Annotated in this window: 28 protein-coding genes and 1 riboswitch; of the genes, 5 read left to right on the top strand and 23 right to left on the bottom strand. The window is 73.9% G+C overall.

Translation table 11 applies throughout. The features are described from left to right. Positions 1-15: 15 nt before the first annotated feature. Both gcvP and Q3W68_RS17865 read right to left on the bottom strand, forming a co-directional pair. On the bottom strand, positions 16-2838 hold the full coding sequence (gene gcvP / locus Q3W68_RS17870; RefSeq protein ID WP_302906511.1) for an aminomethyl-transferring glycine dehydrogenase: 2823 nt from the start codon (positions 2836-2838) through the stop codon (positions 16-18). A 73-nt stretch (positions 2839-2911) separates the two neighbouring features. Next, positions 2912-3002: riboswitch (glycine riboswitch) on the bottom strand. A 57-nt stretch (positions 3003-3059) separates the two neighbouring features. Beyond that, positions 3060-3902: an NAD-dependent protein deacetylase gene (locus Q3W68_RS17865; protein WP_302906510.1), complete on the bottom strand. Its 843-nt coding sequence runs from the start codon at positions 3900-3902 to the stop codon at positions 3060-3062. Between the two features lie 166 nt (positions 3903-4068). Between Q3W68_RS17865 and Q3W68_RS17860 the strand changes: the two genes are divergently transcribed. Beyond that, positions 4069-4725 carry an NAD(P)H-binding protein gene (locus Q3W68_RS17860; RefSeq protein WP_302906509.1) on the top strand — a complete coding sequence of 219 codons (657 nt, stop codon included), beginning with the start codon at positions 4069-4071 and terminating at the stop codon, positions 4723-4725. Positions 4726-4774: 49 nt separating this feature from the next. Here the strand turns inward: Q3W68_RS17860 and Q3W68_RS17855 are convergent, their stop codons facing one another. The 15 genes from Q3W68_RS17855 to Q3W68_RS17785 all read right to left on the bottom strand — a co-directional run bounded on the left by Q3W68_RS17855 (position 4775) and on the right by Q3W68_RS17785 (position 16499). Further along, entirely contained in the window at positions 4775-5452 is a 678-nt protein-coding gene (locus tag Q3W68_RS17855) for a DivIVA domain-containing protein (protein WP_302906508.1), read from the bottom strand. A gap of 17 nt (positions 5453-5469) precedes the next feature. Beyond that, entirely contained in the window at positions 5470-6645 is a 1176-nt protein-coding gene (locus Q3W68_RS17850) for a globin domain-containing protein (protein ID WP_302906507.1), read from the bottom strand. Positions 6646-6647: 2 nt separating this feature from the next. After that, entirely contained in the window at positions 6648-7037 is a 390-nt protein-coding gene (locus Q3W68_RS17845) for a group 1 truncated hemoglobin (protein WP_120569863.1), read from the bottom strand. Positions 7038-7472: 435 nt separating this feature from the next. Continuing rightward, positions 7473-8060 carry a MerR family transcriptional regulator gene (locus Q3W68_RS17840; RefSeq protein WP_233585654.1) on the bottom strand — a complete coding sequence of 196 codons (588 nt, stop codon included), beginning with the start codon at positions 8058-8060 and terminating at the stop codon, positions 7473-7475. A gap of 166 nt (positions 8061-8226) precedes the next feature. After that, the gene (locus Q3W68_RS17835; RefSeq protein WP_088647333.1) at positions 8227-8691 is read right to left on the bottom strand and encodes a bifunctional nuclease family protein; all 465 of its coding nucleotides are present in this window, start codon (positions 8689-8691) and stop codon (positions 8227-8229) included. Between the two features lie 211 nt (positions 8692-8902). Continuing rightward, entirely contained in the window at positions 8903-9604 is a 702-nt protein-coding gene (locus Q3W68_RS17830) for a MerR family transcriptional regulator (RefSeq protein ID WP_302906506.1), read from the bottom strand. 50 nt (positions 9605-9654) lie between these two features. After that, positions 9655-10107 carry an FHA domain-containing protein gene (locus Q3W68_RS17825; RefSeq protein ID WP_007071101.1) on the bottom strand — a complete coding sequence of 151 codons (453 nt, stop codon included), beginning with the start codon at positions 10105-10107 and terminating at the stop codon, positions 9655-9657. Between the two features lie 216 nt (positions 10108-10323). Continuing rightward, positions 10324-10704 carry a glycine cleavage system protein GcvH gene (gcvH, locus tag Q3W68_RS17820; protein WP_302906505.1) on the bottom strand — a complete coding sequence of 127 codons (381 nt, stop codon included), beginning with the start codon at positions 10702-10704 and terminating at the stop codon, positions 10324-10326. 54 nt (positions 10705-10758) lie between these two features. Further along, positions 10759-11694: a DUF881 domain-containing protein gene (locus Q3W68_RS17815; RefSeq protein ID WP_302906504.1), complete on the bottom strand. Its 936-nt coding sequence runs from the start codon at positions 11692-11694 to the stop codon at positions 10759-10761. Positions 11695-11704: 10 nt separating this feature from the next. Next, positions 11705-12037, bottom strand: coding sequence for a small basic family protein (locus tag Q3W68_RS17810; protein ID WP_091426880.1), 333 nt, complete (start codon positions 12035-12037; stop codon positions 11705-11707). After that, complete coding sequence (locus Q3W68_RS17805) at positions 12034-13008, bottom strand: DUF881 domain-containing protein (protein ID WP_302906503.1); 975 nt, start codon at positions 13006-13008, stop codon at positions 12034-12036. The genes Q3W68_RS17810 and Q3W68_RS17805 overlap by 4 nt, the downstream gene beginning before the upstream one ends. Beyond that, complete coding sequence (locus Q3W68_RS17800; RefSeq protein ID WP_302906502.1) at positions 13005-13643, bottom strand: CDP-alcohol phosphatidyltransferase family protein; 639 nt, start codon at positions 13641-13643, stop codon at positions 13005-13007. Before Q3W68_RS17800 ends, Q3W68_RS17805 begins: the two co-directional genes overlap by 4 nt. A gap of 304 nt (positions 13644-13947) precedes the next feature. Then, complete coding sequence (locus Q3W68_RS17795) at positions 13948-14418, bottom strand: MarR family transcriptional regulator (RefSeq protein ID WP_302906501.1); 471 nt, start codon at positions 14416-14418, stop codon at positions 13948-13950. A gap of 48 nt (positions 14419-14466) precedes the next feature. Next, the gene (locus Q3W68_RS17790) at positions 14467-15654 is read right to left on the bottom strand and encodes a PP2C family protein-serine/threonine phosphatase (protein WP_302906500.1); all 1188 of its coding nucleotides are present in this window, start codon (positions 15652-15654) and stop codon (positions 14467-14469) included. A 98-nt stretch (positions 15655-15752) separates the two neighbouring features. Then, a complete protein-coding gene (locus Q3W68_RS17785) occupies positions 15753-16499 on the bottom strand; it encodes an SAM-dependent methyltransferase (protein ID WP_302906499.1) in 747 nt (248 codons plus the stop codon). A gap of 126 nt (positions 16500-16625) precedes the next feature. Between Q3W68_RS17785 and Q3W68_RS17780 the strand changes: the two genes are divergently transcribed. The 3 genes from Q3W68_RS17780 (at position 16626) to Q3W68_RS17770 (ending at position 18280) form a co-directional block, all read left to right on the top strand. Beyond that, positions 16626-17477, top strand: a complete 852-nt coding sequence (locus tag Q3W68_RS17780; protein WP_302906498.1) for a universal stress protein — start codon at positions 16626-16628, stop codon at positions 17475-17477. 123 nt (positions 17478-17600) lie between these two features. Continuing rightward, positions 17601-17810: a phosphatidylethanolamine-binding protein gene (locus Q3W68_RS17775; protein ID WP_120569853.1), complete on the top strand. Its 210-nt coding sequence runs from the start codon at positions 17601-17603 to the stop codon at positions 17808-17810. After that, positions 17807-18280 (top strand): hypothetical protein, encoded by a 474-nt coding sequence (locus tag Q3W68_RS17770; RefSeq protein WP_302906497.1) that lies wholly within the window; start codon positions 17807-17809, stop codon positions 18278-18280. Before Q3W68_RS17775 ends, Q3W68_RS17770 begins: the two co-directional genes overlap by 4 nt. On the opposite strand, the gene Q3W68_RS17765 is transcribed toward Q3W68_RS17770, so the two are convergent. Beyond that, entirely contained in the window at positions 18277-18483 is a 207-nt protein-coding gene (locus Q3W68_RS17765) for a hypothetical protein (protein ID WP_302906496.1), read from the bottom strand. The two genes, Q3W68_RS17770 and Q3W68_RS17765, sit on opposite strands and share 4 nt — an antisense overlap. Positions 18484-18610: 127 nt before the next feature. Between Q3W68_RS17765 and Q3W68_RS17760 the strand changes: the two genes are divergently transcribed. After that, positions 18611-19267 carry a hypothetical protein gene (locus tag Q3W68_RS17760; protein WP_302906495.1) on the top strand — a complete coding sequence of 219 codons (657 nt, stop codon included), beginning with the start codon at positions 18611-18613 and terminating at the stop codon, positions 19265-19267. A gap of 8 nt (positions 19268-19275) precedes the next feature. Here the strand turns inward: Q3W68_RS17760 and Q3W68_RS17755 are convergent, their stop codons facing one another. From Q3W68_RS17755 to selA, 5 genes are all read right to left on the bottom strand, one after another. Next, positions 19276-19458: a hypothetical protein gene (locus tag Q3W68_RS17755; protein ID WP_120569850.1), complete on the bottom strand. Its 183-nt coding sequence runs from the start codon at positions 19456-19458 to the stop codon at positions 19276-19278. A gap of 66 nt (positions 19459-19524) precedes the next feature. Continuing rightward, entirely contained in the window at positions 19525-20802 is a 1278-nt protein-coding gene (locus tag Q3W68_RS17750) for a hemolysin family protein (RefSeq protein WP_302906494.1), read from the bottom strand. Beyond that, positions 20802-20999, bottom strand: a complete 198-nt coding sequence (locus Q3W68_RS17745; RefSeq protein WP_013286387.1) for a hypothetical protein — start codon at positions 20997-20999, stop codon at positions 20802-20804. The genes Q3W68_RS17750 and Q3W68_RS17745 overlap by 1 nt, the downstream gene beginning before the upstream one ends. Before the next feature lie 45 nt (positions 21000-21044). Further along, the gene (gene selB, locus Q3W68_RS17740; protein WP_302906493.1) at positions 21045-22808 is read right to left on the bottom strand and encodes a selenocysteine-specific translation elongation factor; all 1764 of its coding nucleotides are present in this window, start codon (positions 22806-22808) and stop codon (positions 21045-21047) included. Between the two features lie 5 nt (positions 22809-22813). Continuing rightward, positions 22814-24106, bottom strand: coding sequence for an L-seryl-tRNA(Sec) selenium transferase (selA, locus tag Q3W68_RS17735; RefSeq protein ID WP_302906492.1), 1293 nt, complete (start codon positions 24104-24106; stop codon positions 22814-22816). Positions 24107-24115 lie beyond the last annotated feature (9 nt).

Below are 24115 nucleotides of genomic sequence, written 5' to 3'. Positions count from 1 at the left end.
CCCGGCGTCAGCCGCTCAGTCCTCGAACGCCTCCGGCGCGGGGCACGAGCAGACCAGGTTCCGGTCGCCGTACGCCCCGTCGATGCGCCGAACCGGAGGCCAGTACCGGCCCGCCCGGTCCACACCCGCCGGGTAGGCGCCCACCGACCGCGGGTACGGGTGCGCCCACTCGTCGGCGGACACCATCGCCGCGGTGTGCGGCGCGTTGGACAGCGGGTTGTCCCCCGCCGGCCACTCCCCCGAGCCGACCTTGTCGATCTCCGCCCGGATCGCGATCATCGCGTCGCAGAAGCGGTCCAGCTCGGCCAGGTCCTCGCTCTCGGTCGGCTCCACCATCAGCGTCCCGGCCACCGGGAACGACATCGTCGGCGCGTGGAAGCCGTAGTCGATCAGCCGCTTCGCCACGTCGTCGACGCTCACACCGGTGGCCTTGGTCAGCGGCCGCAGGTCCAGGATGCACTCGTGCGCGACAAGGCCCTTGTTGCCGGCGTACAGCACCGGGAAGTGGTTCCGTAGCCGCGCTGCCACGTAGTTCGCCGCCAGGACCGCCACGCCGGTGGCGCGGGCCAGCCCGTCGGCGCCCATCATCCGCAGGTACGCCCACGGGATCGGCAGGATCCCCGCCGAGCCGTGGTTCGCCGCCGAGATCGCCGGCCGCCCGTCGGCGCGCGCGCCCAGCGGGTCACCGGGCAGGAACGGCGCCAGGTGCGAACGCACCGCCACCGGCCCCACACCCGGGCCGCCGCCACCGTGCGGAATGCAGAACGTCTTGTGCAGGTTCAGGTGCGACACGTCCGCCCCGAACCGGCCCGGCTTGGCGAACCCGACCAGCGCGTTGAGGTTCGCGCCGTCGACGTACACCTGACCGCCGGCGTCGTGGACCTTCGCGCACAGCTGCGCGATGCCGGTCTCGTACACGCCGTGCGTCGACGGGTACGTCACCATGATCGCGGCGAGCGCGTCCCGGTGCTTGTCGATCTTCGCGTCGAGGTCGACCAGGTCGACGTTGCCGTCGGCGTCACAGCCGACCACCACCACCCGCATGCCGGCCATCACCGCCGACGCGGCGTTGGTGCCGTGCGCCGACGACGGGATCAGGCACACGTCGCGGTGGCCCTCGCCACGCTCCCGGTGGTAGGCGCGGATCGCCAGCAGGCCGGCCAGCTCACCCTGCGACCCGGCGTTGGGCTGCACGCTGACCGCGTCGTAGCCGGTCACCTCGGCCAGCCAGCCCTCCAGCTGCGCGATCAGCTCCCGGTACCCGGCGGTCTGCTCCTGCGGCGCGAACGGGTGCAGGTGCGCGAACTCCGGCCAGGTGATCGGTTCCATCTCGGTGGTGGCGTTGAGCTTCATCGTGCACGACCCCAGCGGGATCATGCCGCGGTCCAGCGCGTAGTCGAAGTCGGCCAGGCGGCGCAGGTAGCGCAGCATCGCCGTCTCCGAGTGGTGGCTGTGAAACACCGGGTGGGTGAGGAAGTCAGACGTGCGGGCCAGCCCGTCGGGCAGGGTCGCGTCGGCGTCGCCGTCGAATTCGTCGACGCCGAACGCCGCCCACACGGCGGCGAGGTGCGCGGGCGTGGTGGTCTCGTCGCAGGAGACGCCGACCCGGTCGGCGTCGACCAGCCGCAGGTTCACGTTGCGCGCCGCCGCGGCGGCCACCACGTCGGCGGCGCGGCCCGGCACGGTCGCGGTGACGGTGTCGAAGAACGCGACGTCCGCGACCCGCACGCCGCCGGCGCGCAGCCCGGCCGCGAGCCGCGCCGCCGCCTCGTGGGTACGCCGGGCGATGGCGCGCAGCCCGTCCGGGCCGTGGTAGACGGCGTACATGCCGGCCATCACCGCGAGGAGCACCTGCGCGGTGCAGATGTTGCTGGTCGCCTTCTCCCGGCGGATGTGCTGCTCGCGGGTCTGCAACGCCAGCCGGTACGCCGGGTTGCCGTCGGCGTCGCGGGACACCCCGACCAGCCGGCCCGGCAGCATCCGCTCCAGGCCCGAACGCACCGCCAGGTAACCGGCGTGCGGCCCGCCGAAGCCCATCGGCACGCCGAAACGCTGGGTGGTGCCGGCGGCGATGTCGGCGCCGATCTCGCCCGGCGGGCGCAGCAGCGTCAACGCCAGCAGATCCGCCGCGACCGTCACCAGCGCGCCCGCGCCGTGCGCCGCCTCGACCAGGGCGCGGTGGTCCCGGACCGCGCCGGACGCGCCCGGGTACTGCAGGTGCAGGCCGAAGAACTCCGCCGGCAGCTCGTCGCGGTCGACGTCGAGGACCCGCACCTCGATGCCGAGCGGCTCGGCGCGGCTGGCGATCACCGCGACGGTCTGCGGCAGCGCGTCGGCGTCAACCACGTACACCGGGCTCTTGCTCTTGGACGCGCGGCGGGCGAGCGTCATCGCCTCGGCCGCGGCGGTGCCCTCGTCGAGCATCGAGGCGTTCGCGACTGGTAGCGCAGTCAGACCGGACACCATGCTTTGGAAGTTCAGCAGCGCCTCCAGCCGGCCCTGGCTGATCTCCGGCTGGTACGGCGTGTACGCGGTGTACCAGGCCGGGTTCTCCAGCACGTTGCGGCGGATCACCGCCGGGGTGTGCGTGCCGTGGTAGCCGAGGCCGATCATGGACACGGCGACTGTGTTGCGGGCGGCCAGGGCGCGCAGCTCGGCGATGGCCTCCCGCTCACTCGCCGGGGCGGGCAGGTCCAGGGTGCCGTGCCAGCGGATCACCTCGGGGATCGCGGCGTCCATCAGCTCGTCGACGGAGCCGTAACCGACTGTGTCCAGCATCCGGCGTTCGTCGTCGCGGCCGGGGCCGATGTGCCGGTCGGCGAACTGCTCTGCGGTCATGCGCTGCGCTCCTTGGTGGGGCGAGGTCGACGGGTCGGCCTCCCCCTGAGTCGCGCTGACGCGCTCCACAGCGCCTGCCCACGTGGTCCTTTTGCCTGAGAGGTTCCGGGGAGAATCTGCCCCTTCGGCGCCGCCGGGTCGACGGTCTCTCCCACGTGGGTGGTACCGGCACCCCCAACGCTACCAGCGGGCGTGTTTCCGGCTCATGTCCCGGGGGTTGATCACACCGGCGCCGGAGCCGCCGCCACCCGGTCGGCCAGCGCGCACAGGGTGGCGCCCAGCGGGGCGTCCAGCCGCAGCGCCGCGTAGGTGTCACCGCGGGTGACGCCCTGGTTGACGATCGCCACCGGGATGCCGTGGCGGGCCGCCCGCAGCACGAACCGCCGCCCCGACATCACCGTCAACGACGACCCGAGCACCAGCAGCGCCCGGGCCCGCTCGACCAGCGCGAAACAGTCCGCGACCCGCGGGGCGGGGACCGTCTCACCGAAGAACACCACGTCCGGTTTCAGCATGCCGGCGCCGCAGAGGCCGCAGTCGACGGTGCGGAACCCGGTCACCGCGTCGTCGGGCAGGTCCACGTCGCCGTCGGGGTTGACGCGCGCCACCCGCGCGTCGAAGCCCGGGTTCGCCTCGGACAGGCGCCGGTGCAGCTCGTCACGGCCGGTGGCGTTGCCGCAGTCCAGGCACGTCACCTCGTCGAGGCGGCCGTGCAGCTCGATCACCCCGGTGGCGCCGGCGGCGGTGTGCAGCCCGTCGACGTTCTGGGTGATGATCCCGCCGAGCAGCCCGGCCGCCTGCAACCGGGCCACCGCCCGGTGCCCGTCGTTCGGTGCCGCCCGCGCGATGGTCTGCCAGCCCAGGTGGCTGCGCGCCCAGTACCGCCGCCGCGCCAGCGGATCCCGGGTGAACTCCTGGTACGTCATCGGGGTGTGCCGGCGCGCCGCGCCGCTGGGCCCCCGGTAGTCCGGGATGCCCGACTCGGTGGACAGGCCCGCGCCGCTGAGCACCACCACGTCCCCGGCGGCCACCAGCCGCGCCAACTCCTCGAACGCCTCACTCACCCGTCCATGGTCCCTCGCCGCGCCGCCCGCCGCCCCTCCCCCGCCCGCCTCGCCCGGTCGATCATGAGGTTGACGGTGGTCCGGCCCGGCGTGTCGTACCGCCAACCTCATGATCAACCAGGTCGGTCGCCCGGCGGGGCGCGGCTTGCCGGGCTAGGTTGAGCGCATGCGCGTCGTCATCGCCGGAGGGCACGGAAAGATCGCCAAGCTGCTGGAGCGGGAACTGGCCGGACGCGGAGACACAGCGGTCGGGCTGATCCGCAACCCCGACCACGCCGCCGCGCTGCGCGCCGCCGGCGCCGAACCGGTCGTGTGCGACCTGGAACAGACCGACGTCGACGCCCTCGCCGCCCACCTGGCCGGCGCCGACGCGGTCGTGTTCGCCGCCGGCGCCGGACCCGGCAGCGGCGCCGCCCGCAAGGACACCGTCGACCGGGGCGCCGCCGTGCTGCTCGCCGACGCCGCGGTCCAGGCCGGGGTACGCCGGTACCTGCTGGTGTCCTCCATGGGCGTGGACGCCGCGCCGGCCGAGGGCACCGACGACGTGTGGGCAGCGTACCTGCGGGCCAAGAAGGCCGCCGAGGACGACGTCACCGCACGGGACCTCGACGTGACGGTGCTGCGGCCCGGCCGGCTCACCGACGACGAGCCCGCGGGCCGGATCACCCTGGCCCGGCACGTCGAACCCGGCGCGATCAGCCGCGCCGACGTGGCCCGGGTGCTGCTCGCCCTGCTGTACGCCCCGGCCACCGCCGGGCACACCCTGGAACTCGTCGGCGGAGACAGCCCCATCGCCGAGGCGATCGACGCCGTCACCGCCTGACCCACCGCGCACGTCCCGGCCCGCCCGCCGCGGCGGACCGGGACGCCGGTCAACGCTGGTGGCGGGACAACGCCGGCTGCGGCGAGCCCCCGCCGCCCTGCGGCAACTCCCGGGCGATCCGCTCCATCGTGCGCGACAACTGCTCACTGCCGTCGTCGAGATGCCGGGCCGCCGCCTGCATGTGCGAAATCATCATCTCGCCGAAGATCCGCAACGCCTCCCGCGTCGCCACCGAGTCGTCGAAGCCGCTCCCGGCCGCGCTGCGGTACTCCGTCACCGCCCGCTCGGCCTCCCGCTTCGCCTCCTCCGCCGCCGCCCGCATGTAACTCTCGTACTGCGTACGGGCGTACTCGGCGACCCGCCGGGCGTAGTCGTGGGCCTGCGCGATGATCTGCTCGGCCTCCCGCTGCGCCGCCGACAACAGGTTGACCTCCTTCGCCGCCGGCGCCACCGCCTCGGTACTCGGGATCACCCCGTGCCGGTGCAGCTCCAGATGGTCGTTGAGCCGCTCGTTCTCCGCCCGCAGGTTCGCCACCTGCGCCGCCAGCAGATCCAGCTCGTCGGCCACCTGCAACCGGAACCGGTCCACATCGGTCTGGTCGTAACCGCGCCGGGTGAACGCCGCCGACCCGAACTCCCACCGCCGGACCCGGTCCGAGGTCAACCGCACCTGCACCGGACCGGACACCTGCTGCGCGTCGTAACTGCTGATCGGACCCGCGCTCACCGGCTCACTCCTCGCGCTCACCGGCCCACCTCCGTTGTTGCCGGCCCGTCCGCGCCGGTCATCGTCCGCCACGCCGGGCCGTACCAGTGCTTGCCGTAACCCTCGTGATGCACCTGACCCGGCTGGTATCCGGCGCCGGTCAACGCCGCCACCGAATGACCCACCATCTCGTCGGACCCGCACACGTACACGTGCCGCGACCGCCAGTCCCCATCGGCGAGCACCCGGTCGGCGATGCGCACCGACTCGCCCGGCCGGGCCGGATCCGCACCGGCCACGTACGACACCCGCAGCCACGGATGCGTCGCCGCCAGCTTGTCGATCGCCTCGCTGTCGTAGAACTCCGTCCGCGACCGGGCACCCACGTACAGGTCCACCCGCCGCCCCGAACCCTCCGCCGCCACCTGCTCCACGAGCGCCTTCACCGGCGCCCAGCCGGTCCCACCGGCCAGCAGCAGCAGATCCGACGACCCGGCCTGCCACAACGTCAACCGGTCACCCACCGGCGACGCCAGATGGATCTGGTCACCGGCCGCGCACCCGTACACCAGACGCGACGACACCACACCGCCCGGCGCGGCCCGCACGTGCAACTCCACAGTGCCGTCCGGACGCGGCGCGTTCGCCGGCGAGTAGTACCGCCACGACCGCACCGCCGGATGCGACACCCCGATCGACTGGCCGGGCGTGAACGGCAACAGATACTGCGGGCGTACGGTCAGCACCGCCACGTCGAAGGTGCGCTGCTCGTGCGTCAGCACCTCCGCCACCCACCACGGCGGCGACTGCGCCTCCGCGGCCTGCGCGCCCTCGGTCATCACCTGCGCCACCAGCCCGTACGCGGCGGCCCAGTCCGCGGCCAGCTCCTCGGTCCACGCCTCGCCGCAGAAGTGCCGCAACGTCGCCAGCAGCGCCTCACCGACCGCCGGATAGTGCTCCGCGCGCACCGCGAACTTGCGGTGGTCCGCGCCGAGGTCCCGCAGGAACCCGACCAGCCGGTCCACCTGGTCCACGTGGGACACCACATGCCCCAGCGCGGCCACCAGACGGTCCCGCTGCCCGGCCATGTTCGTGGGGAACATCTGCCGGGTCTCCGGATGCGCCAGAAACAGCGTCGAATAGAAGTAGAGCGGCACCTGGTCGCCGTGCCCGGCGACCAGGGACCAGCTCTGCTTGAGCCGTGCGACGTCCACGCTCAGGCGTCCCCCGCCGACACGACCTGCTCCCGCACCTGCCCGAGCACGACCTGCACGTCGGCGATCACGTCCGCCGGCACACCCAGCTCCACCAGGGTCGCCGTCAGGTGCTCACCGACCTTCGCGTAGTGCCCACCGGTGATGTTCAGCGGCTGGTGCGCCTCGGCCAGCCCACGGCCCGCGTACTCGTTGGGGCCGCCGAGCACCACCGCGAGCATCAGGGCCAGGTGCCGCCGCTGCTCCACCATGTCCACGTCGGCGAAGTAGCCGGCCAGATCCGGATCGGCCAGCACCTTGTCGTAGAACAGCTCCACCGCGGCCTTCACCGCGGCCGCGCCGCCGATGCGCTCGTAGTGGGAGATCGGGGTGGTCTCGCTCGTCACCGTCATGCTCGGTCCTTCCACCAGGGGTCCGCGGGCAGCGCCGCGGCAGGGGCTCGCCGTCCGGCGCGGCGTCACACAGCGTTCCGCCGTGACGTCGACACGCCGACGACCGGAACGGACCATAGCGCGCCCGCCACGACACTTCACGCCGCCCCTGTCCGGATCCCGAGAACTGTCGATCACGGACAGTCAGCAGCCCGGCCGCAGCCGGTGGACACACCGCAACCGGTCGCACACTCGACGTCAATGCGCCCGACGTACCGTCCTTTTCGGACATCACGCGCACACATGCCGTGACCTGCGCCGACTCCCACCCGGCCCGGTCCACACCGTCCACCCGCCTCAACCACCGGGCGGAGACCACACCCCGTCACCAAAACACGAATCGCGCCGCACCCTTTTCGGGCGCGGCGCGATCCCGTCAACGAGACGCGACGCAGGTCACCCCGCCCGGCGCCGGGCCCGGCGCGCCGCCAGCTCGTCACCCACCGACTCCGCCTCCGGCTCCACCGCCGGCACGGCCGGCTCCTGCCCACCCACCGGCTCCGCCGGCAGATGCGACAACGAACCCTGGATCTCCTTGAACGCACCACCGATCGCGATGCCGAACACCCCCTGGCCGCCCTGCAACAGGTCGACCACCTCCTCCGGCGACCGGCACTCGTACACGGTCGTCCCGTCGGAGATCAACGTGATGCCCGCCAGATCGTCCACCCCACGCGACCGCAACGCCTCGATCGCCTTACGGATGTTCTGCAACGACACCCCGGCGTCCAGCAGCCGCTTCACGACCTTCAACACCACCAGGTCACGGAACGAGTACAACCGTGACGTCCCCGAACCCGACGCGTCACGCACACTCGGCACCACCAGCGCCGTACGCGCCCAGTAGTCCAACTGCCGGTAACTGATCCCCACCGCCGAACATGCGGTCACACCCCGGTAACCGACCTCGCCGTCACCGGCCGGATCGGCCCCCACACCCGCCTGCTGTTCCGCACCCGGACCAGGATCCCGCGGCTCGTGCATCCGGACCAACCTCCCCGCGCCCGTGGCGGTGCCGCGCCGACTCCCCGTACGCGCACCACTCGACACGGCAACCCTAACGCCGCCCCCCGGACTACACCCGCAGGAGACACCGCGACACGCCGCGCCGGCCACCGCCACGCCACCCCGGCCACCCGGCCGGGACACCTCAACCCGCGAAGTCCTCCGGACGCACCTGCTCCAGGAACTCCCGGAACTTCTCCACCTCGTCCTCCTGCTCGTCCGGGATCACAATCCCCGCCTCGCTGAGGACCTGCTCCGCACAACGAATCGGAGCACCCACCCGCAACGCCAACGCAATGGAGTCACTCGGCCGCGCCGACACCCGCACACCGTCACCGAGCAGCAGATCCGCGTAGAACACGTTCTCCTTCAACTCGGTGATCTCCACCGCCCGCAACGGCGCCTGCAGCGCCGCCAGCACATCCCGAAGAAGATCGTGCGTCAACGGCCGGGCCGGCTTGACCCCCTGCTGCTCGTAAGCGATCGCCGTCGCCTCGACCGCGCCGATCCAGATCGGCAGATAGCGGTCCCCCTCGACCTCCCGCAGCAGGACGATCGGCTGGTTGCTGGGCAACTCCACCCGAACTCCGACCACGCTCAGCTCGCGCACCGCCGCCTCCGTGTCGTCGTCACCTTGCACCGCGCCCTTCCCTGCACGGTACACGGACCAGGACACGGGAGTCCCACGCGCTACGTGCACCACGCCTCGCCGGACGGGCATACCCCGGCAAGCCTACGACACGCTCCACCGACCAGATCTTTCCGCGCCCACCCACGACGAAGGGCCGGGCGCACACCGCACCCGGCCCCTCGCACCGACCTCACCGGCCCAACGTCGACCGCAGCCCCACCCGCACCAACGCCGCGTGCAACCGCTGCGACAACGCCACCAACTCCCGCGCCGTCTCCGCCGCCCGAGCCCGCGCCGCCGGATCACTCTGCCGCGCCAACGGCGCCACCAACTGCGCGAACAACCCGACCTCACGATCCGCCGACGACCGGTACGCCCGCAGATGCCGAGGCTCCAGCCCGTACGCCGCCAGACCCGCCACCGCACTCGCGATGATCAACGCGTCCGCGTCGTACCACCCCGGCGGATCCGGCACCAGCACACCCAGCCGCTCCAACTCCGCCAGCGTCGACTCGTCCACCCCACTACGGGCGATCAGACCCGCCCGGTCCAGCCGCACCTCCGACGACTCGGCCGACTCCGCCGGCTCCCGGCCCGGAACCTCACCACCCGGACCCACAGCCACCAGATTCGGCCGCCCCCGCCCCGGCGACGGACCAGACCCGTCCCACTGGGCCAACTGCTCCCGGATCACCCGCAACGGCAGATACTGATCCCGCTGCGCGGTCAACACGAACCGCAACCGCGCCACATCGTCCCAGCCGTACTTCCGATAACCCGCCGGCGTCCGCTGCGGCTCCACCAGGCCCTCGGCCTCCAGGAACCGCAACTTCGAGATCGTGACGTCCGGAAACTCCGGCCGCAACTGCGCCAGCACCTCGCCGATACTCATCAGCGCAGGCGCCCGCGCCGCCCCGGACGGCGTCGAAGCCGCAGGCTCGTTCACCCCCGGCCGGCCTCCTCCTCCGGGCGCGGACCGGCGATGAACACCACCCGGAACTTGCCGATCTGCACCTCGTCACCGTTGCTCAGCGTCGCCGCCTCGACCCGCTCACGATTCACGTACGTGCCGTTCAGGCTGCCCACATCCCGCACCGTGAACGTCCCACCGTCACGGTGGAACTCCGCGTGCCGACGCGACACCGTCACGTCGTCCAGGAAGATGTCACTGTCCGGGTGCCGCCCACTCGTCGTCACATCGTGGTCCAACAGGAACCGGGCGCCCGCATTCGGACCCCGGCGAACCACCAGCAACGCCATACCCGGCGGCAACGAGCCGGACATGCGGCTCGGCACCACATCGGTGTCCGGCCCCTCCAGCACTTCGTCGAGCGAACCGAGATTGAGCGTCGAAGTGACGTCGAGCGGGGGGAACTCGTCGTCTGGGCGCGTCATGGGACCACCTCACGGATCTGTTCGGTCGGCGTCAGGGAATGGCGGGTCTGGCCGCCGGGCAACACCACACCCGGCGGCTGGCTCCCCGTGCCCGGGAAGGCGCATTCCGCAACGCTCAAACTATTGGTTCTCGGTCGACTGGGCGAGCCTAGCCAGCGCCGAAATGCAGGGCAACCGGACGCGCGGAACCTCGCCGCCGCCCGGAACAGCACGAACTCAGCTCTCGGTGAGCTCGCGGTACGCATCGGCGGTCAGCAGACCCTCGACCGCCGCCGGATCGTCCGGAGTGATCTCCACCAACCACCCCGCACCGTACGGATCCGTGTTGATCACCTCAGGGGTGTCGGCCAACGCCTCGTTGCGCGCCGCCACCGTACCGCTCAACGGCGCGTAGATCTCCGACACGCTCTTCGTCGACTCGATCTCGCCCAGCGACTCGCCCGCCGCCACCACCGCACCGGGCTCCGGCAGCTGCACGAACACGATGTCACCCAGGGCGTCCTGCGCGAAGTGCGTGATACCGACGCGGACGGCACCACCGTCACCAGCGACCACCCACTCGTGCTCGGCGGTGTACCGCAGATCCTCAGGAATCACCAGCTGCGTCCTTCGTCATCGGTGCACCGGAGAAACCGGCGCGGCCGCGACCGGTCACGAGACCGGCCGGGCGTGGTCCAGCTTGATCGGCGCGTGCAGCTGCGAAACCTCCACAACCTCACGATCCTCGGAGGTCACGTTACCGCCGCCGTCCCGCACCGATGCGACCACCCCGCCCGGAATGTTCAACGCCGTACGCATCGTCGCCGGATCACCGATCACCATGATCGTGAACGGACCCGTCAACCGCCGCCCGTCCACCACCAGCGCACCGTCGGGCCCGTCCACGAAATACGTCGACGCGATGATCCGCGCCGCCGTACCGTCCGCACCCTGGATCTGCATCGCCTCCGCGCCCGCACCCCGCAGCTCCTGCACCGCATCCAGGATCCGCGTCGACGACACCGCCTTCGCCGGCCCCGAGAACCGCACCTCAAGACCCGGACCCACCGCCGGCAACGTCCCCGCCAGGATGCCCAGTTCGTCCGCCCGCCGCGTCGCCTCCTCCAGCGCCGCCTGCCGGCCCTGCTCACCCGACCGCAGCTGCCGCTGACTCTCCTCCAGCAACTCGATCTCCTGGCGCAGCCGCCGCTCCCGCGAATCCAGATCCGACGAGATCCGCACCAGGTCCTCCTCCCGCGTCGCCGCGAGCGTCGGATCCGTCGACGTCGTCTTGAACTGCACCACCAGCGTGAAACCCAGCAACGCCAGCAACACCGCGATCATCGCGCCCGCCGACGAGAACCGTCGCGCCGCCGACGGCGTCCCGGCACCGGCCGTCGCACCCGGCTCCGGCTCGGACTCCGGCACCGCCTCCCGCTCCGCGGGCTCCGCCTCGTCCGGCACCGGCTCCACAGGCGCCAACGGGCTCAACTCGTCCGGATCGGGCGCGTCCGGGCGCGGATCCGGCTCACCCGCCGGACCCGACGGCCGCGCCGGCTCCCCCGGCTGCGGCCACCCGGTACCCGTTTCCCTGTGTTCCTCGCTCATCGCCACAAACCTACGCCCGGAACAGGTGCCGGCGGATCGCCGCCACATTTCCGAAGATGCGCACCCCGAGCACGACCACCACACCGGTGGACAACTGACCGCCCACGCCCAACTGGTCACCCAGGTACACGATCAGAGCCGCCACCAGCACGTTCGAGATGAACGACACCACGAACTGCTTGTCGTCGAAGATCCGGTCCAGCTTCGCCCGCACCCCACCGAACACCGCGTCCAACGCGGCCACCACCGCGATCGGCAGATACGGCTGCAACGCCGCCGGCACAGTGGGGTCCAGATACACCCCGAGCACCACACCGGCGAGCAACGCCAGCACCGCGATCATCGGCCACCTCCCGAGGGGCTGGAAGAACCACCCGGGCCGGACGACCCGGGACTCGACGAACCGGCACCACCCGAACCCGACGGGCGCACACTCGCGCTCGCACTCGGACTGGGGCTCGCCGGAGGCTCGGCGTAGCGTAGCCGCGGCTGCGGCGCCGCCGGCAACGTGAGGTCCTCGACCCGCTTCACCCCGAACGACAGACCAGTCGTCCGCGCCACCTCACGCATCAACGCCGCCGCACGGCTCTCGTCGAACCGGTCCCGCATCGACCTCGGCCCGATCGCCTGCACCTCGTACGGACCCGTCACCGGCCGGTAGTCCACCAGGATCGCCTCACCCGCCGACCGGATCGTCGACGTCGCCGTCAACCGCTGGCCGTTCACCGCCACCGCCTCGGCGCCCGCCGCCCACAACGCGTTCGCGACCTTCTGCAGATCCGAGTACAGCACCCGGGACGGGCCCGCGTCCCCGCCGGTCACCCCGTCCTGGTCCGCCGCCGCGTCGGCCAGCCGCACCACCACGCCGTCCCCACGCACCCGGGCCAGGCCGGTACCCGCCTCCAGCGTGCGCAACCGGGACGCCTGCGAACCGCTCAACGTCGCGTCCCGCTGCCGGCCGACCTCCTCACGCAACTGCTCGGCGCGCTCGGTCAACCGGTCGGTCTCCGCCTCCCGCCCCTTGATCTCGGCGACCAGACCCGCCCGCGCCGTCGCGCGGCTCGGCTCCTCAGCCATCGTCTCCCGGTACGCCACCGCGAACAGGAAACCGATCAGCGCCAGCACCACCAGGCTCACCGGCCGGCCCAGCACCTGCCGCACCCGCGAGATCGAGCCCGTCGCCCGGCGCGCCGCCGCGTCCCCGTACCCCGGATCCAGCGGATTGCGGAACAGCTCCGTCAGGAAGTCCGGCGCGTACACCCGGTTCGACGGGTCGCGCTCCTTCTCCCCGTCCCGCCGCGGCGGCGTGGTCATGCCGCCGCCCCGGTACGCCGCGCCCGCATGGCCCGCACGAGGCGGCTCGCCTGCACCACGTACATCGCGCCGGCGACCCAGTAGAGGACCAGGCCCCACCAGGCCAGCCCCCAGCCGATCGCGCCGGCGGCGGTGCCGATGTCCGGCGCCGCGTCGGCGAGCAGCAGGATCGGGAACGCCGCCAGCAGCAGGAACGTCGCGGTCTTGCCGACGTAGTGCACCGGCGGCGGGCCGTAGCCGTAGCGCCGCAGCACCCCGAGGGACACCAGCAGCAGCAGTTCCCGGGCCAGCAGCGCGCCGGTGAACTGCCAGGGCACGACCTCGCGGGCGGTGAACGCCAGCAGCGTGGCGAGGATGTAGAGGCGGTCGGCCAGCGGGTCGAGCAGCTCCCCGAGCCGGCTCACCTGGCCCAGGCGGCGGGCGATCCAGCCGTCCACCCAGTCACTGGTGCCGCCGACGGCGAGCACGGCGATGGCGGCGACGTCGGCCCGGACCACGAGGAACAGGTAGAGGAAGATCGGCACGCCGACGAGCCGGACGAAGCTGATCAGGTTGGGCAGCGTGAGGACGCGGTCTCCCACGACCGCGGCGGTCCCGGAATCCGGTTGCTCCGCTGGAGCCGGCCGACGCGACACCGAACCCTCCCTTCGCAGCACGGTCCGGCAGCCGGATGAACGGCCGCTGGAGGGACGTGCGCGTTGCCGGCCGGTCAGACGCCGGCGCCCTCTGTGATCCCGGGCTGGGACCTCCCCGTCGCGGCCCGCCCTCGTCGTGATCACGGGCCGCTCAGTTGCGCTGCCACTATATCGGGCTCGCCGTTCTCCCCCGGGCGCCCGCTGCGTCGTTGCTCAGTGGTGTCACGGTGGGGACCGTCACAACCGCTAAGGCATCCTAGGACACTAGTCGAGCGGTGAACGGCGGCGGGCGTCGGTGTGAGGCTCAGGCGGTACGGGCGGTGGAGTCCGACCCGGCCTGCGGGGCGGTCGCCGACGCCGCCTGGCTGAACGCCACCAGCGCCAGCAGCAGCTCGTGCTGCACCCGGTTGGGCATCCGGTCGAGCACGGCCTGCACCGCCCGGTGCCGCCTGTCCTGGAGGTCGCGCAGCAGCGTCTCCGCCGCCGCGGTGGGGATCAGCCGCACCTCCCGCCGGTCACGCGGGTCCGCCACCCGGCGCAGCAGGCCGACCGCCTCCAGGCGGTCGCACAGCCGGCTCGCCGACGACGGGACCACGTCCAGCAGCTCGGCCAGACGGTTCACGTTGGTGTCCGGATGCGACACGATCAGCGACAGCACCCGCAACTGCGTCGGCGAGACGCTGACCGTGTGCCGGGACGTCGCGGAGTCGAGCACACCGATGAGCGCCTCCGCAGCCGATTCGATGGCCGCGGCAAGATTCGGAGGTCGCTCCACTCGCTGTCCCCTGCGATCGTCCCGCTCGTGTCCGCTCCGCCGCCCCCGTCACTGCCCCGTCACGTCGTCGGACCGGCTGGAGCCGCGCCAGTCCAGGCAGACGACGACCGCGTCGTCACGGAGATCCGCGTCGGCATGGTACGCATGCAGTTCGCGCATCACCGTACCAACTGCCTCGGTCGCCGGCTGCAGCCGAGTCGACCGCATCGCGCGCGCCATCGCCCGGACGCCGTACGGCTCCTGCCCGTCCGGCTCCGCCGCGTACACCCCGTCGCTGACCACGAAGAGACGATCGCCCGGCTCCAGAGTGAACTCCTGCACGTCGTAGCGCGTCTCGGCGAACATGCCCAGCGGCAGTTGCTGCTCCAGCGCGATCGGCGTGACGCGGCCCCCGCGCAGCCGCAGCAGTTGCGGCGAGCCGGCGTCGACCGCCCGCATCACGCCCCGGCGGCTGTCCAGCTCCAGCAGCAGCGTGGCCACGTGGCGGCTGCCCCGGTGCTGGTAGTAGATGGTGTCCGAGGCCAGCTCCGCCTGCTCCACCAGGCTGCCGCCGGAACGCCTGGCGTTGCGCATGGCGTTCACAGTCATCGCCGTGAGCATCGACGCGGCCAGGCCGCCGCCGGTGCCGTTGAGCACGGTGAGGGTGAGCCGGTCGCCGTCCACCGACCAGTCGAAGTGGTCACCGCCCACCGTGTACGCCGGTTCGAGCTGACCGGCGAGCAGCGCGTCACCGAGCCGTACGCTGCGCCCCGGCAGCAGGTCCCACTGCATCTCGGCGGCCATGCTCAGCCGCTCGCGCCGCCGGGCGCGCCGGTAGCGGTCGGTCTCCCGGTCGGCCGCCCGGATCGCGACGGCCAGTTCCCCGGCGGCGTCACGGGCGGCCTCCACAGTGGCCGCGTCCGGGTCGCCGGGCAGCTCCACCATCAGCACACCGAGCCGCTCCCCCCACACCGACAGCGGCAGGTAGGCGCGGCAGCGGCCGTCCTCGACGATGTCGAGCACCGGCTCCTGGCTGCTGAAACAGCGCTGCGCCACGGTGTGGGCCACCAGCGGGCCGCCGTCGGGGACATCCGGGTCGAGCACCGGCCAGAGTCCGCTGGCGCGGTAGTCGGCGACGAACACCTCCGCCCGCGCGGCCCCGAGCGTCTGGCGCAGCACCGCGTCCGCGGTCTCCGCCAGCTGGTCGGGTGGCGCCGTGCGCAGGGCACGCGACACCGTTCCGGACGCGTCCGGCATGCTCATCCTCCGATGACGACTATTGCTACAGGGCAAACATCATACGAAGGCCGCCCGACGGCGAACGCCCCGCCTCGGCCGGGCGTGACGGGACCTGCTCAGCCGGCCGGGCGCAACGCCAGCGCGCCGTGGAACGCGTCCGGCACCGGCTCGGGCTCACCCGCCGGCCGCCACCGCGCCACCGGCACGATGCCGTCGTCGGTCGGCTGCCAGCGACCCAGCAGCGGCGCGAACCGCTCGGGCGCCCGCATCCGGAACGCCGGGCCCATCATGGCCAGCGCCTCGGGGTGCCCGGCCAGCTCCTCCGTGTCGAAGTCGATCGCCAGCCGGCTGCCGGGCGCCACCGCCTGGTACAGCTCGTCGAGCGTACGGGCGAGCGTGTCGTCGTCCAGGAACGCCGCCAGCCCGAGGAAGACCACACCCACCGGCCGTCTCCCCCAGCCCGGCACGAACCGGTGCAACTGCGCCCGGTCGACGGTCCCGATGTCGGTGGCGTCGCCGTAGCCGTACCCGGCCCGGTTGCTGTCGGCGAGCAGGCTGCGGCCCAGCCGGACCGTCTCCGGATCCACGTCGGTGTAGAGGACCGTCGCCTCCGGCGCGACCTCGTGGACGTTGCCGCAGGTGGGCACGCCCGCACCGAAGACCAGGAAACCGTCGATCCCGTCGGCGGCCATGGCCCGCACGGTGCGCCCGAGGAAACCGCGCAGCGACCGGAAGATCGCCGCGCAGGGCCCGTACGCCGCCTCGAACGCGGCGGCCGCGGCGACGTCCACCGGGCGGTGGTGCCGGCCGCCGAGCCAGTAGTCGATCATGCGGGCGGTACTCGGTCCGTCCGGCTGATCCATCGACGGGGCTCCTCCCCTGGGCGCTGCAGCCAGCGTACCCACCGGGCGACCCCGGCGGTATCGCCCCGGGCCGCCCACCCGGACCGCGATACTGGCCGCGGCAGCGCCGGCCACGAGGAGGTACTGGTGAACTCGGCGAACGGGGCCGCGGTGGTGGTCGGGGTGGACGGCTCCGAACCCGCCACGCGGGCGGTGCGCCTGGCGGCCCGGGAGGCGCGGCGGCGCAACCGCCCGCTGCGGGTCGTGCACGGTTTCATCTGGCCGCTGCTGCGCGTACCGGTCTCCGCGCCGGCCGGGTCACCACCCGGCGCCGGACTGCGCAACCAGGCCGGGCAACTGGTCGCCGACGCGGTCGCGGTCGCCGAGGCGGAGTCACCCGGGCTGCGCGTCACCGGCGAGATCATCGACGGGGAGGCCGCAGCGGTGCTGCTCGGCGAGTCCCCCACCGCCGCCGTGATCGTGCTCGGCGACCGGGGCCTCGGCGGATTCGCCGCGCTCGTGGTCGGGTCGGTCGCGGTGCAGGTCGCCTCGTACGCCGACTGCCCGGTGCTGATCGCGCGCGGCACCGGCCACGCGGACGGCCCCGTCGTGGCCGGCGTGGACGGCTCCACGCTGTCGCGCGCCGCCGTCGAATTCGCCGCCGAGACCGCGTCCGCGCGGGGCGCCCCGCTGCACGTGGTGCACGCCCGCCCGGCGCCGCGCGGCCGGGGCGACGCGACGCGGGCCGAGGAGGACGAGCGGGTGCTCACCGAGGCGCTGGCCGGGATCGGCGAACGGTGGCCGGACCTGACCGTGCACGCCGAGGCGGTCCGCGCCAAACCGGTCGCGGCGCTGACCACGGCGTCGGCCGAGGCCCAGCTGGTCGTGGTGGGCCGGCAGGGCCGGGGCGAACTGGGCGGGCTGCTGCTCGGCTCGGTGAGCCAGGCGATCCTGCACCGCTCCGCCTGCCCCGTCGCCGTGGTCCGCCCCCCGGACTGAACGGCGACCCGCGCCGCCGGCTGGGCGGCGCTCCGGCCGGGCGGGGTCCGCGCGCAACGGTTGGTCCCGGCCCGGGCGGGTAGACGCCTACGGTCAGCCGACAGCGATCCGGAGGAGGCAGAGATGCCAGGACCACGGCCGGGCAGCAACGCGTACGACAAGCAGCGGGCACGCCTTCGCGACCTCGTCGAGCAGTCCGGACGGGCGGCCGACAAGGAGGCGAACCAGGTCGCCAACCGGATCCTGCAGGACGACCGGGGGCAACGGGGCGTGGTCCGGGGCGAACGGACCTACGGCCCCAAGGGCAACCGGGAACCGGGTGACCCGAAGTGAGGACGGCAGCGGTTGTCGACGGCGCCATCGCGGGCGCCGTCGGCAGCGCCGTCCTCAACGCGGTCTCGTACCTGGACATGGCGTTGCGGGCCCGCCCGGCCAGCAGCACCCCGGAGTCGGTCGCCGGACGGCTGGCCGACGTGACGCACGTCGACCTGGGCCCCGGCGACGAGGCGGCGAACCGCCGCTCCGGTCTGGGGCCGTTCCTGGGGTACGCCATGGGCATCGCCGCCGGGGCCGGATTCGGCGTCCTCGCCGCGCGCCGGCGGATTCCGTTGCCGCTGGCCACGGTGCTGCTCGGCGGCGGGGTGATGGCCACCTCCGACGGCTCGATGACGGTGCTCGGCGTGACCGACCCGCGTACCTGGCGGCGCAGCGACTGGATCTCCGACCTGATCCCGCACCTGGCGTACGGGCTGTCGGCCGCAGCCACCTGGCGGCGACTGCGGCCGACGTCGGCTCGCGGTTAGCTGTCGCTCTCGTCGTCGGCGACCGGCTCACCGGCCGGGCCGTACGGCGACACCTGCCCCTTGGGGACGGGCCGTCCCACGTCGCCGTTCGAGGTGCCCTTGTTGCGTGGATGCCCACCCGCCGTGACGGCCGTCTTGCGGCTGTCCTGGCTGGTGGCGCCGAGATCGTTCCGGCGCAGTTCCTCCTGCTGCGGCTTGACCACGGGTCTCTCCTTCCCGGTGGAGCGCACGGCCGTCGACCGCGCACCCGACCCGCGTACCCGTCGCCGCCGCGCGCATTCCGGATCGGCCCGGGGGTCTGGCCGGGGCCGGGGCGGGTAAGCCGGATGGATGCCAGACGATCGCAACGTCGCGCGCGCCCTGCTGGACCGGCAGTCCCGCACGTACGCGGAGGAGGCCGGCATCGCACTCGCGGACCGGCCCGGCCCGCTCTACCAGCTGCTGGTGCTCACCACGCTGCTGAGCACCCGGATCCGGGCCTCGGTGGCGGTGGCCGCCGCCCGGGAGCTGTTCGCCGCCGGCTACCGCACCCCGCAGGCGATGGAGGCGGCGAGCTGGCAGGACCGGGTCGACGCGCTGGGCCGGGGCCACTACCGGCGCTACGACGAGCGGACCGCGACCATGCTCGGCACCGGCGCCCGCCTGTGCCTGGACCGCTGGCACGGCGACCTGCGCCGGCTGCACAAGGAGGCCGGCGCCGACCGGGCCGCGCTGCGCCGGCTGCTCACCGAGTTCCCCGGCATCGGCCCCACCGGCGCGGACATCTTCCTGCGGGAGGCGCAGTCGGTGTGGCCGGACGTGCGCCCGTACGCCGATCGGCGCACGCTCGCCGGGGCGCGGCGGCTGGGCCTGCCGGCGAGCCCCGGCGACCTGGTCGGGCTGGTCGGCGAGGCCGACTTCGGCCGGCTGGCGTCGGCGCTGGTGCGGGTGGCCCTGGGCGAGGAGTCGGCGGGCGAGGTGAGCCGCAGCGCCGCGACCGCGCACTGAGCCGGCGGCTACTTGGCCGGGCCGGGTTTGGTCAGGTTCCAGGCCAGCAGCGAGGCGAGCAGCGCCAGCAGCACCACGCCTCCGGAGACGCCGCCCTCCCCGCCGCTGTCCCGGCTTCCGGTGAAGCCGAAGTAGATCACGGCCAGTCCGGCCAGCACGGTGACGAACGTACGCATTCCTCGGTCCTTCACGCCCGCACCGTACGACCGGCGGCGCCGGCCGGGACGGGAATCGGGCGGCTGTCCCCCGTCCGGGTGTCAGTCCGGTGTGCGGCCCACAGCGGGGCCGCGCAGCCGGACCCGGCGGATCGCCCGTCCCGCCACCTCGACCACCTCGACGGTGAGGCCGGGCAGCCGCACCCGCTCCCCCGGGCCCTCGGGCAGCCGGCCCAGCCCGGCCAGCACCAGCCCCGCCACGGTGGTGTACTCGCGCGACAGCGGGAACGACACGCGCACGCCCACGTCGGGCAGGTCGTGCAGCGGGAAGTCGCCCGGCAGCAGCAACCCGCCGTCCGGCTCCCGCTCGGCGCTGTGCACGTCCCGGTCGGTCTCGTCGTACAGCTCGCCGACCACTTCCTCGAGCAGGTCCTCCATGGTGACCAGGCCGTCCACGCCGCCGTACTCGTCGACCACGAGGGCGAGCTGCTCGTGCCGCTGGCGCAGCTGCCGCATCGCGTCGGCCACCGGCAGCGTGCCCGGTAGCAGCACCGGCGGCCGGGCGCGGTCGCCGACCGGCGCGCCGCCGGCGTCCACCAGGTCGCGGATGTGCACGGTGCCGCACACGTCGTCGAGCCCACCGGGGCCGATCACCGGCGCCCGGGACCGGCCGGTGGCCGCGAGCCGGCGCATCGCCTCGGCCGCCGGCAGGTCGGCGGGCAACGTGGTCACGTCGCGGCGGGCCACCAGAACCTCGCGCAGCGTACGGCCGGCGATGTCGAACGCCCCGGCGAGGATCTCCCGCTGCTGGGCGGACAGCCCGCGCTGGCTGACCAGCATCTCGCGCAGTTCGTCCTCGGTCACCTCCTGCCGGCTGGCGCGCGGGTCACCGCCGGCGAGCCGGACCAGCAGGTCGGTGGAGCGGCCGAGCAGCCACACCGCCGGGCGGGACAGCCGGGCCAGCAGGTCCAGCGGCCCGGCGCTGATCAGCGCCCACCGTTCCGCCGTCTGCATGGCCAGCCGCTTGGGTGCCAGCTCCCCCACCACGAGCGTGAGGAACGTCAGCAGCAGCGTCACCAGGAACACGGCCACCGGGCGGGCGGCCCCGCCGAGGAACCCCAGCGGCCCGACGAGCGGCTCGGCGAGCGTCACCGCGGCGGCGGCCGAGGCGAGGAACCCGGCGAGTGTGATGCCGAGCTGGATGGTCGCCAGGTAGCGGTTCGGTTCGCGGGTGAGGCGGCTCAGCCGCGCCCCGGCCCGCCCGGAGCGCGCCAGTCGCCGCAGCTGCCCCTCCCGCAGGCTCACCAGCGCCATCTCGCTGCCGGACAGGGCGGCGTTGACCAGGATCAGCACCAGCACCAGCGCGACCTGCCCGCCCATCAGTCGGTCTCCAGGTCGTCCAGCGAGATCGCGTGCGTCATCAGCCAGCGGGCCAGCGCGGCCATCCCGAACAGCCACAGCGGCGCCGACTCGGTCGGGCCGTTCGTGGCGAAGATCGCGAAGCGCAGGTCCGGGGCCCGGTACGCCTCGATCCGCCACTTGTGGTTCTTGTCCCGCCAGACCGCGGAAGGGTCCATGGCGTCACGGTAGGTGACCGGGACGGCCGGGCGACGCCGGTTGGCTCAGCCGGGCGGGCGGACCACCTCGCGGGCGTCGTCCGGGAGCCGCCGGGTGGCGCCGCGCCGGTCCAGCAGTTCCAGCAGCGGCACCGCCACCCGGCGGGTGGTGCCGAGCGCCTGCCGGGCGGCGCTGAGCGTGAACGGCTGCGGCAGCCCGGCGAGCACGCGTACCGCGTCGTCCGGGGCACCCGGCAGCAGCACCACGTTCTCGGCGAGCCTCAGCAACGCGCCGGCCCGTACCGCCGCGCCGATCTCGCGGGGGCCGAGCCCGAGGTCGGCCAGGTGGTGCGCCTCGGGGGCCTGGAAGGGGCGGTCGCCGTACTCGTCCCGGACCCGGTCCACCGCGCGGGCCACCGGGTCCGGCAGGGTCTGCTGCCCGGCGGCGGTGACCAGGCCGTCGCGCAGCCGCAGCGGCGGGCGCAGCAACGCCGTGACCAGGGCACGGTCGGGCAGGTCGAGCCGGTGGCGCAGCACGTCGACGGGCACTCCCGCGGCGAGCGGATGCTCGCCGGCGTACCGGGTCACCTCCTCGGCGAGGCGGCGGCCCAGGTCCCGCCAGTGCTCCGGGTCGGCCAGCCACTGCCCGGCCACCGGCGTCGTGGTCGGCGGCACGCCCATCCGGGTCAGGTCCCCGGCCCGGACGAGCCGTCGCCGGCGCAGCTCCCCGGCCAGGTCGGGCCGTCCGTCCAGGCCGGCCAGCACGGCCGCGCGGGCGGCGGCCGCACCCCGGCGGCGCAGCGGCGGCGGGTTCACGTCCAGCACCGTCACGCCGCCCGCGACGTGGTGCCGGCCGGGGTCGCGCAGCAGCGCCCGGTCCCCGATCAGCAGCGGCAGCGGGCGGGCCAGGCGCAGCCGCACCGTGTCCGGGCCCAGCGGCCGGACCCGGACGGGCACCGCCGCCGAGCCGGCGTGCAGGGTGAGCGTGGCCGGCAGGTCGGCGGCCGGATCGCCGGACAGCCGCACGTCGAGCAGGTCGGTACGCCCGAACCGGCCGGGTGTGAGCAGCGCGTCGCCGCGCCCCACCCGGTCCCGGGACAGGCCGCGCAGGTTCACCGCGACCCGGGCGACCGCCTCGACGGCGGGGTGCGCGACGCCGAGCGAGTGCAGTCCGCGTACCCGCACCGCCTCGCCGGTGGCGGCCAGCTCCAGCTCGTCGCCGACGCGCAGCCGGCCGCCGCCGAGCGTGCCGGTGACCACTGTGCCGCTGCCGCGCACGGTGAACGCCCGGTCCACCCAGAGCCGCACCGGCGCGTCCCGGGCCGGGTCGGGCAGCCGGGCGGTGAGCCGGTCCAGTGCGGCGCGCAGCTCGGGGAGCCCGGCGCCGGTGACCGCGGAGACCGGCACCGCCTCCACCTCGCCCAGCGAGGTCGCGGCGATCTCCGCGCGGGCGCGTGCCGCCGCCGGTCCGGGATCGGCCAGGTCCGCGCGGGTGACGGCGAGCAGCCCGTACGACACACCCAGCGCGTGCAGCGCGGCCAGGTGCTCGGCGGACTGCGGCATCCAGCCCTCGTCGGCGGACACGACGATCAGCGCGGCCGGGACCGGGCCGACACCGGCGAGCATGTTCGGCACGAACCGCTCGTGCCCCGGTACGTCGACGAACGCGACAGTGCCGCCCGACGGCAGCGTGGTCCAGGCGAAGCCGAGGTCGATTGTCATGCCCCGGCGGCGTTCCTCCGCCCACCGGTCCGGTTCCATCCCGGTCAGCGCCCGCACCAGCGTGGACTTGCCGTGGTCGACGTGCCCGGCGGTCGCCACCACCCACATGCCGGTCAGTCCCCCACGCTCAACACGGCCGCGCGGACCCGGTCGTCGGCGCCCTCCGGCACGGCGCGCAGATCCAGCAGGAGCCGGCCCTGCAGGACCCGGCCGAGGACCGCCGGGTCGCCGGTGCGCAGCGGCTCGGCGTACCACTCGGGCAGGCTCAGCGCCCACGAGTCCAGCTCCACGCCGGGTGCCCCGCCGCCGCCCACCACAGCGGCGCTGGGCACCACCTCGGCCTTGCAGCCGTCCTCACCGAGCCGGTCGCGCAGCCGCTCCAGCCGTTCCCGCAGCCGGGCCGGGTCGGCGTGCAGCGCGTCCCGGGTGGGCGTGGTCGGCGCGTACAGGGTCGCGGCGAGCGCGGCGAGGGTGAGCTTGTCGACCCGCAGCGCCCGCGCGAGCGGGTGCCGGCGCAGCCGCTGCACCAGTTCGGCGTCGCCGAGCAGCAGACCGGCCTGCGGGCCGCCGAGCAGCTTGTCGCCGCTGGCGGTGACCAGGTGCGCGCCCGCGCGCAGCGTGGTGGCCGCGTCCGGCTCGGCCGGCAGCAGCGGATCAGGCGCGAGCAGGCCCGAGCCGATGTCGGCCACCACCGGCACGCCGAGCGTGGCCAGCTCGGCCACCGGCACCGCCGAGGTGAAACCGGTGACCACGAAGTTCGACGGGTGCACCTTCAGCACGAACCCGGTCTGCTCGCCGATCGCGGCTTCGTAGTCGGCGCGCGTGGTGCGGTTTGTGGTGCCCACCTCGCGCAGCCGCGCGCCGGTGCTCTCCAGCAGGTCGGGCAGGCGGAACCCGTCGCCGATCTCGACCAGCTCACCGCGGCTGACCACGATCTCCCGGCCGGCGGCAAGCGCGGTCGCGGCCAGCACCAGCGCGGCGGCGCCGTTGTTCACCACGTGCACCGCCCCGGCGTCGGGCACCGCCGCGGCGAGCGCGTCCAGCGCCTCCCGGCCGCGCCGGGCCCGCCGCCCGGTCCGCAGGTCCAGCTCCACGTCGGTGTGCCCGGCGGCGGCGACCAGCGCGTCCACGGCGGACGGTGCGAGCGGGGCACGGCCCAGGTTGGTGTGCAGCACGACACCGGTGGCGTTGAGCACCGCCCGTGGCGTACGGCCGGGCAGGTCGGCCAGCGCCGCGTCGCGTACCTGATCGGGGGTCAGCTCGCCGCGGCGGGCGCGGTCCTGCGCGCTGACGATCGCGGCCTTGACCCGGTCGCGGCCGAGCGTGCCGGCGGCGGCGGCCAGCGCGGGATCGGCGAGCAGCGCGTCGGTGCGCGGCACCCGCCGTCGCGGGTCGACCTCACGCATCGCGCACTC

The sequence above is a fragment of the Micromonospora sp. C28ISP2-4 genome (assembly GCF_030519385.1).
GTDB classification, from domain to species: Bacteria; Actinomycetota; Actinomycetes; order Mycobacteriales; family Micromonosporaceae; genus Micromonospora; species Micromonospora tulbaghiae.
Note: the sequence above shows the minus strand (reverse complement) of the source record. Positions and strands in the feature narration are given on the sequence as shown.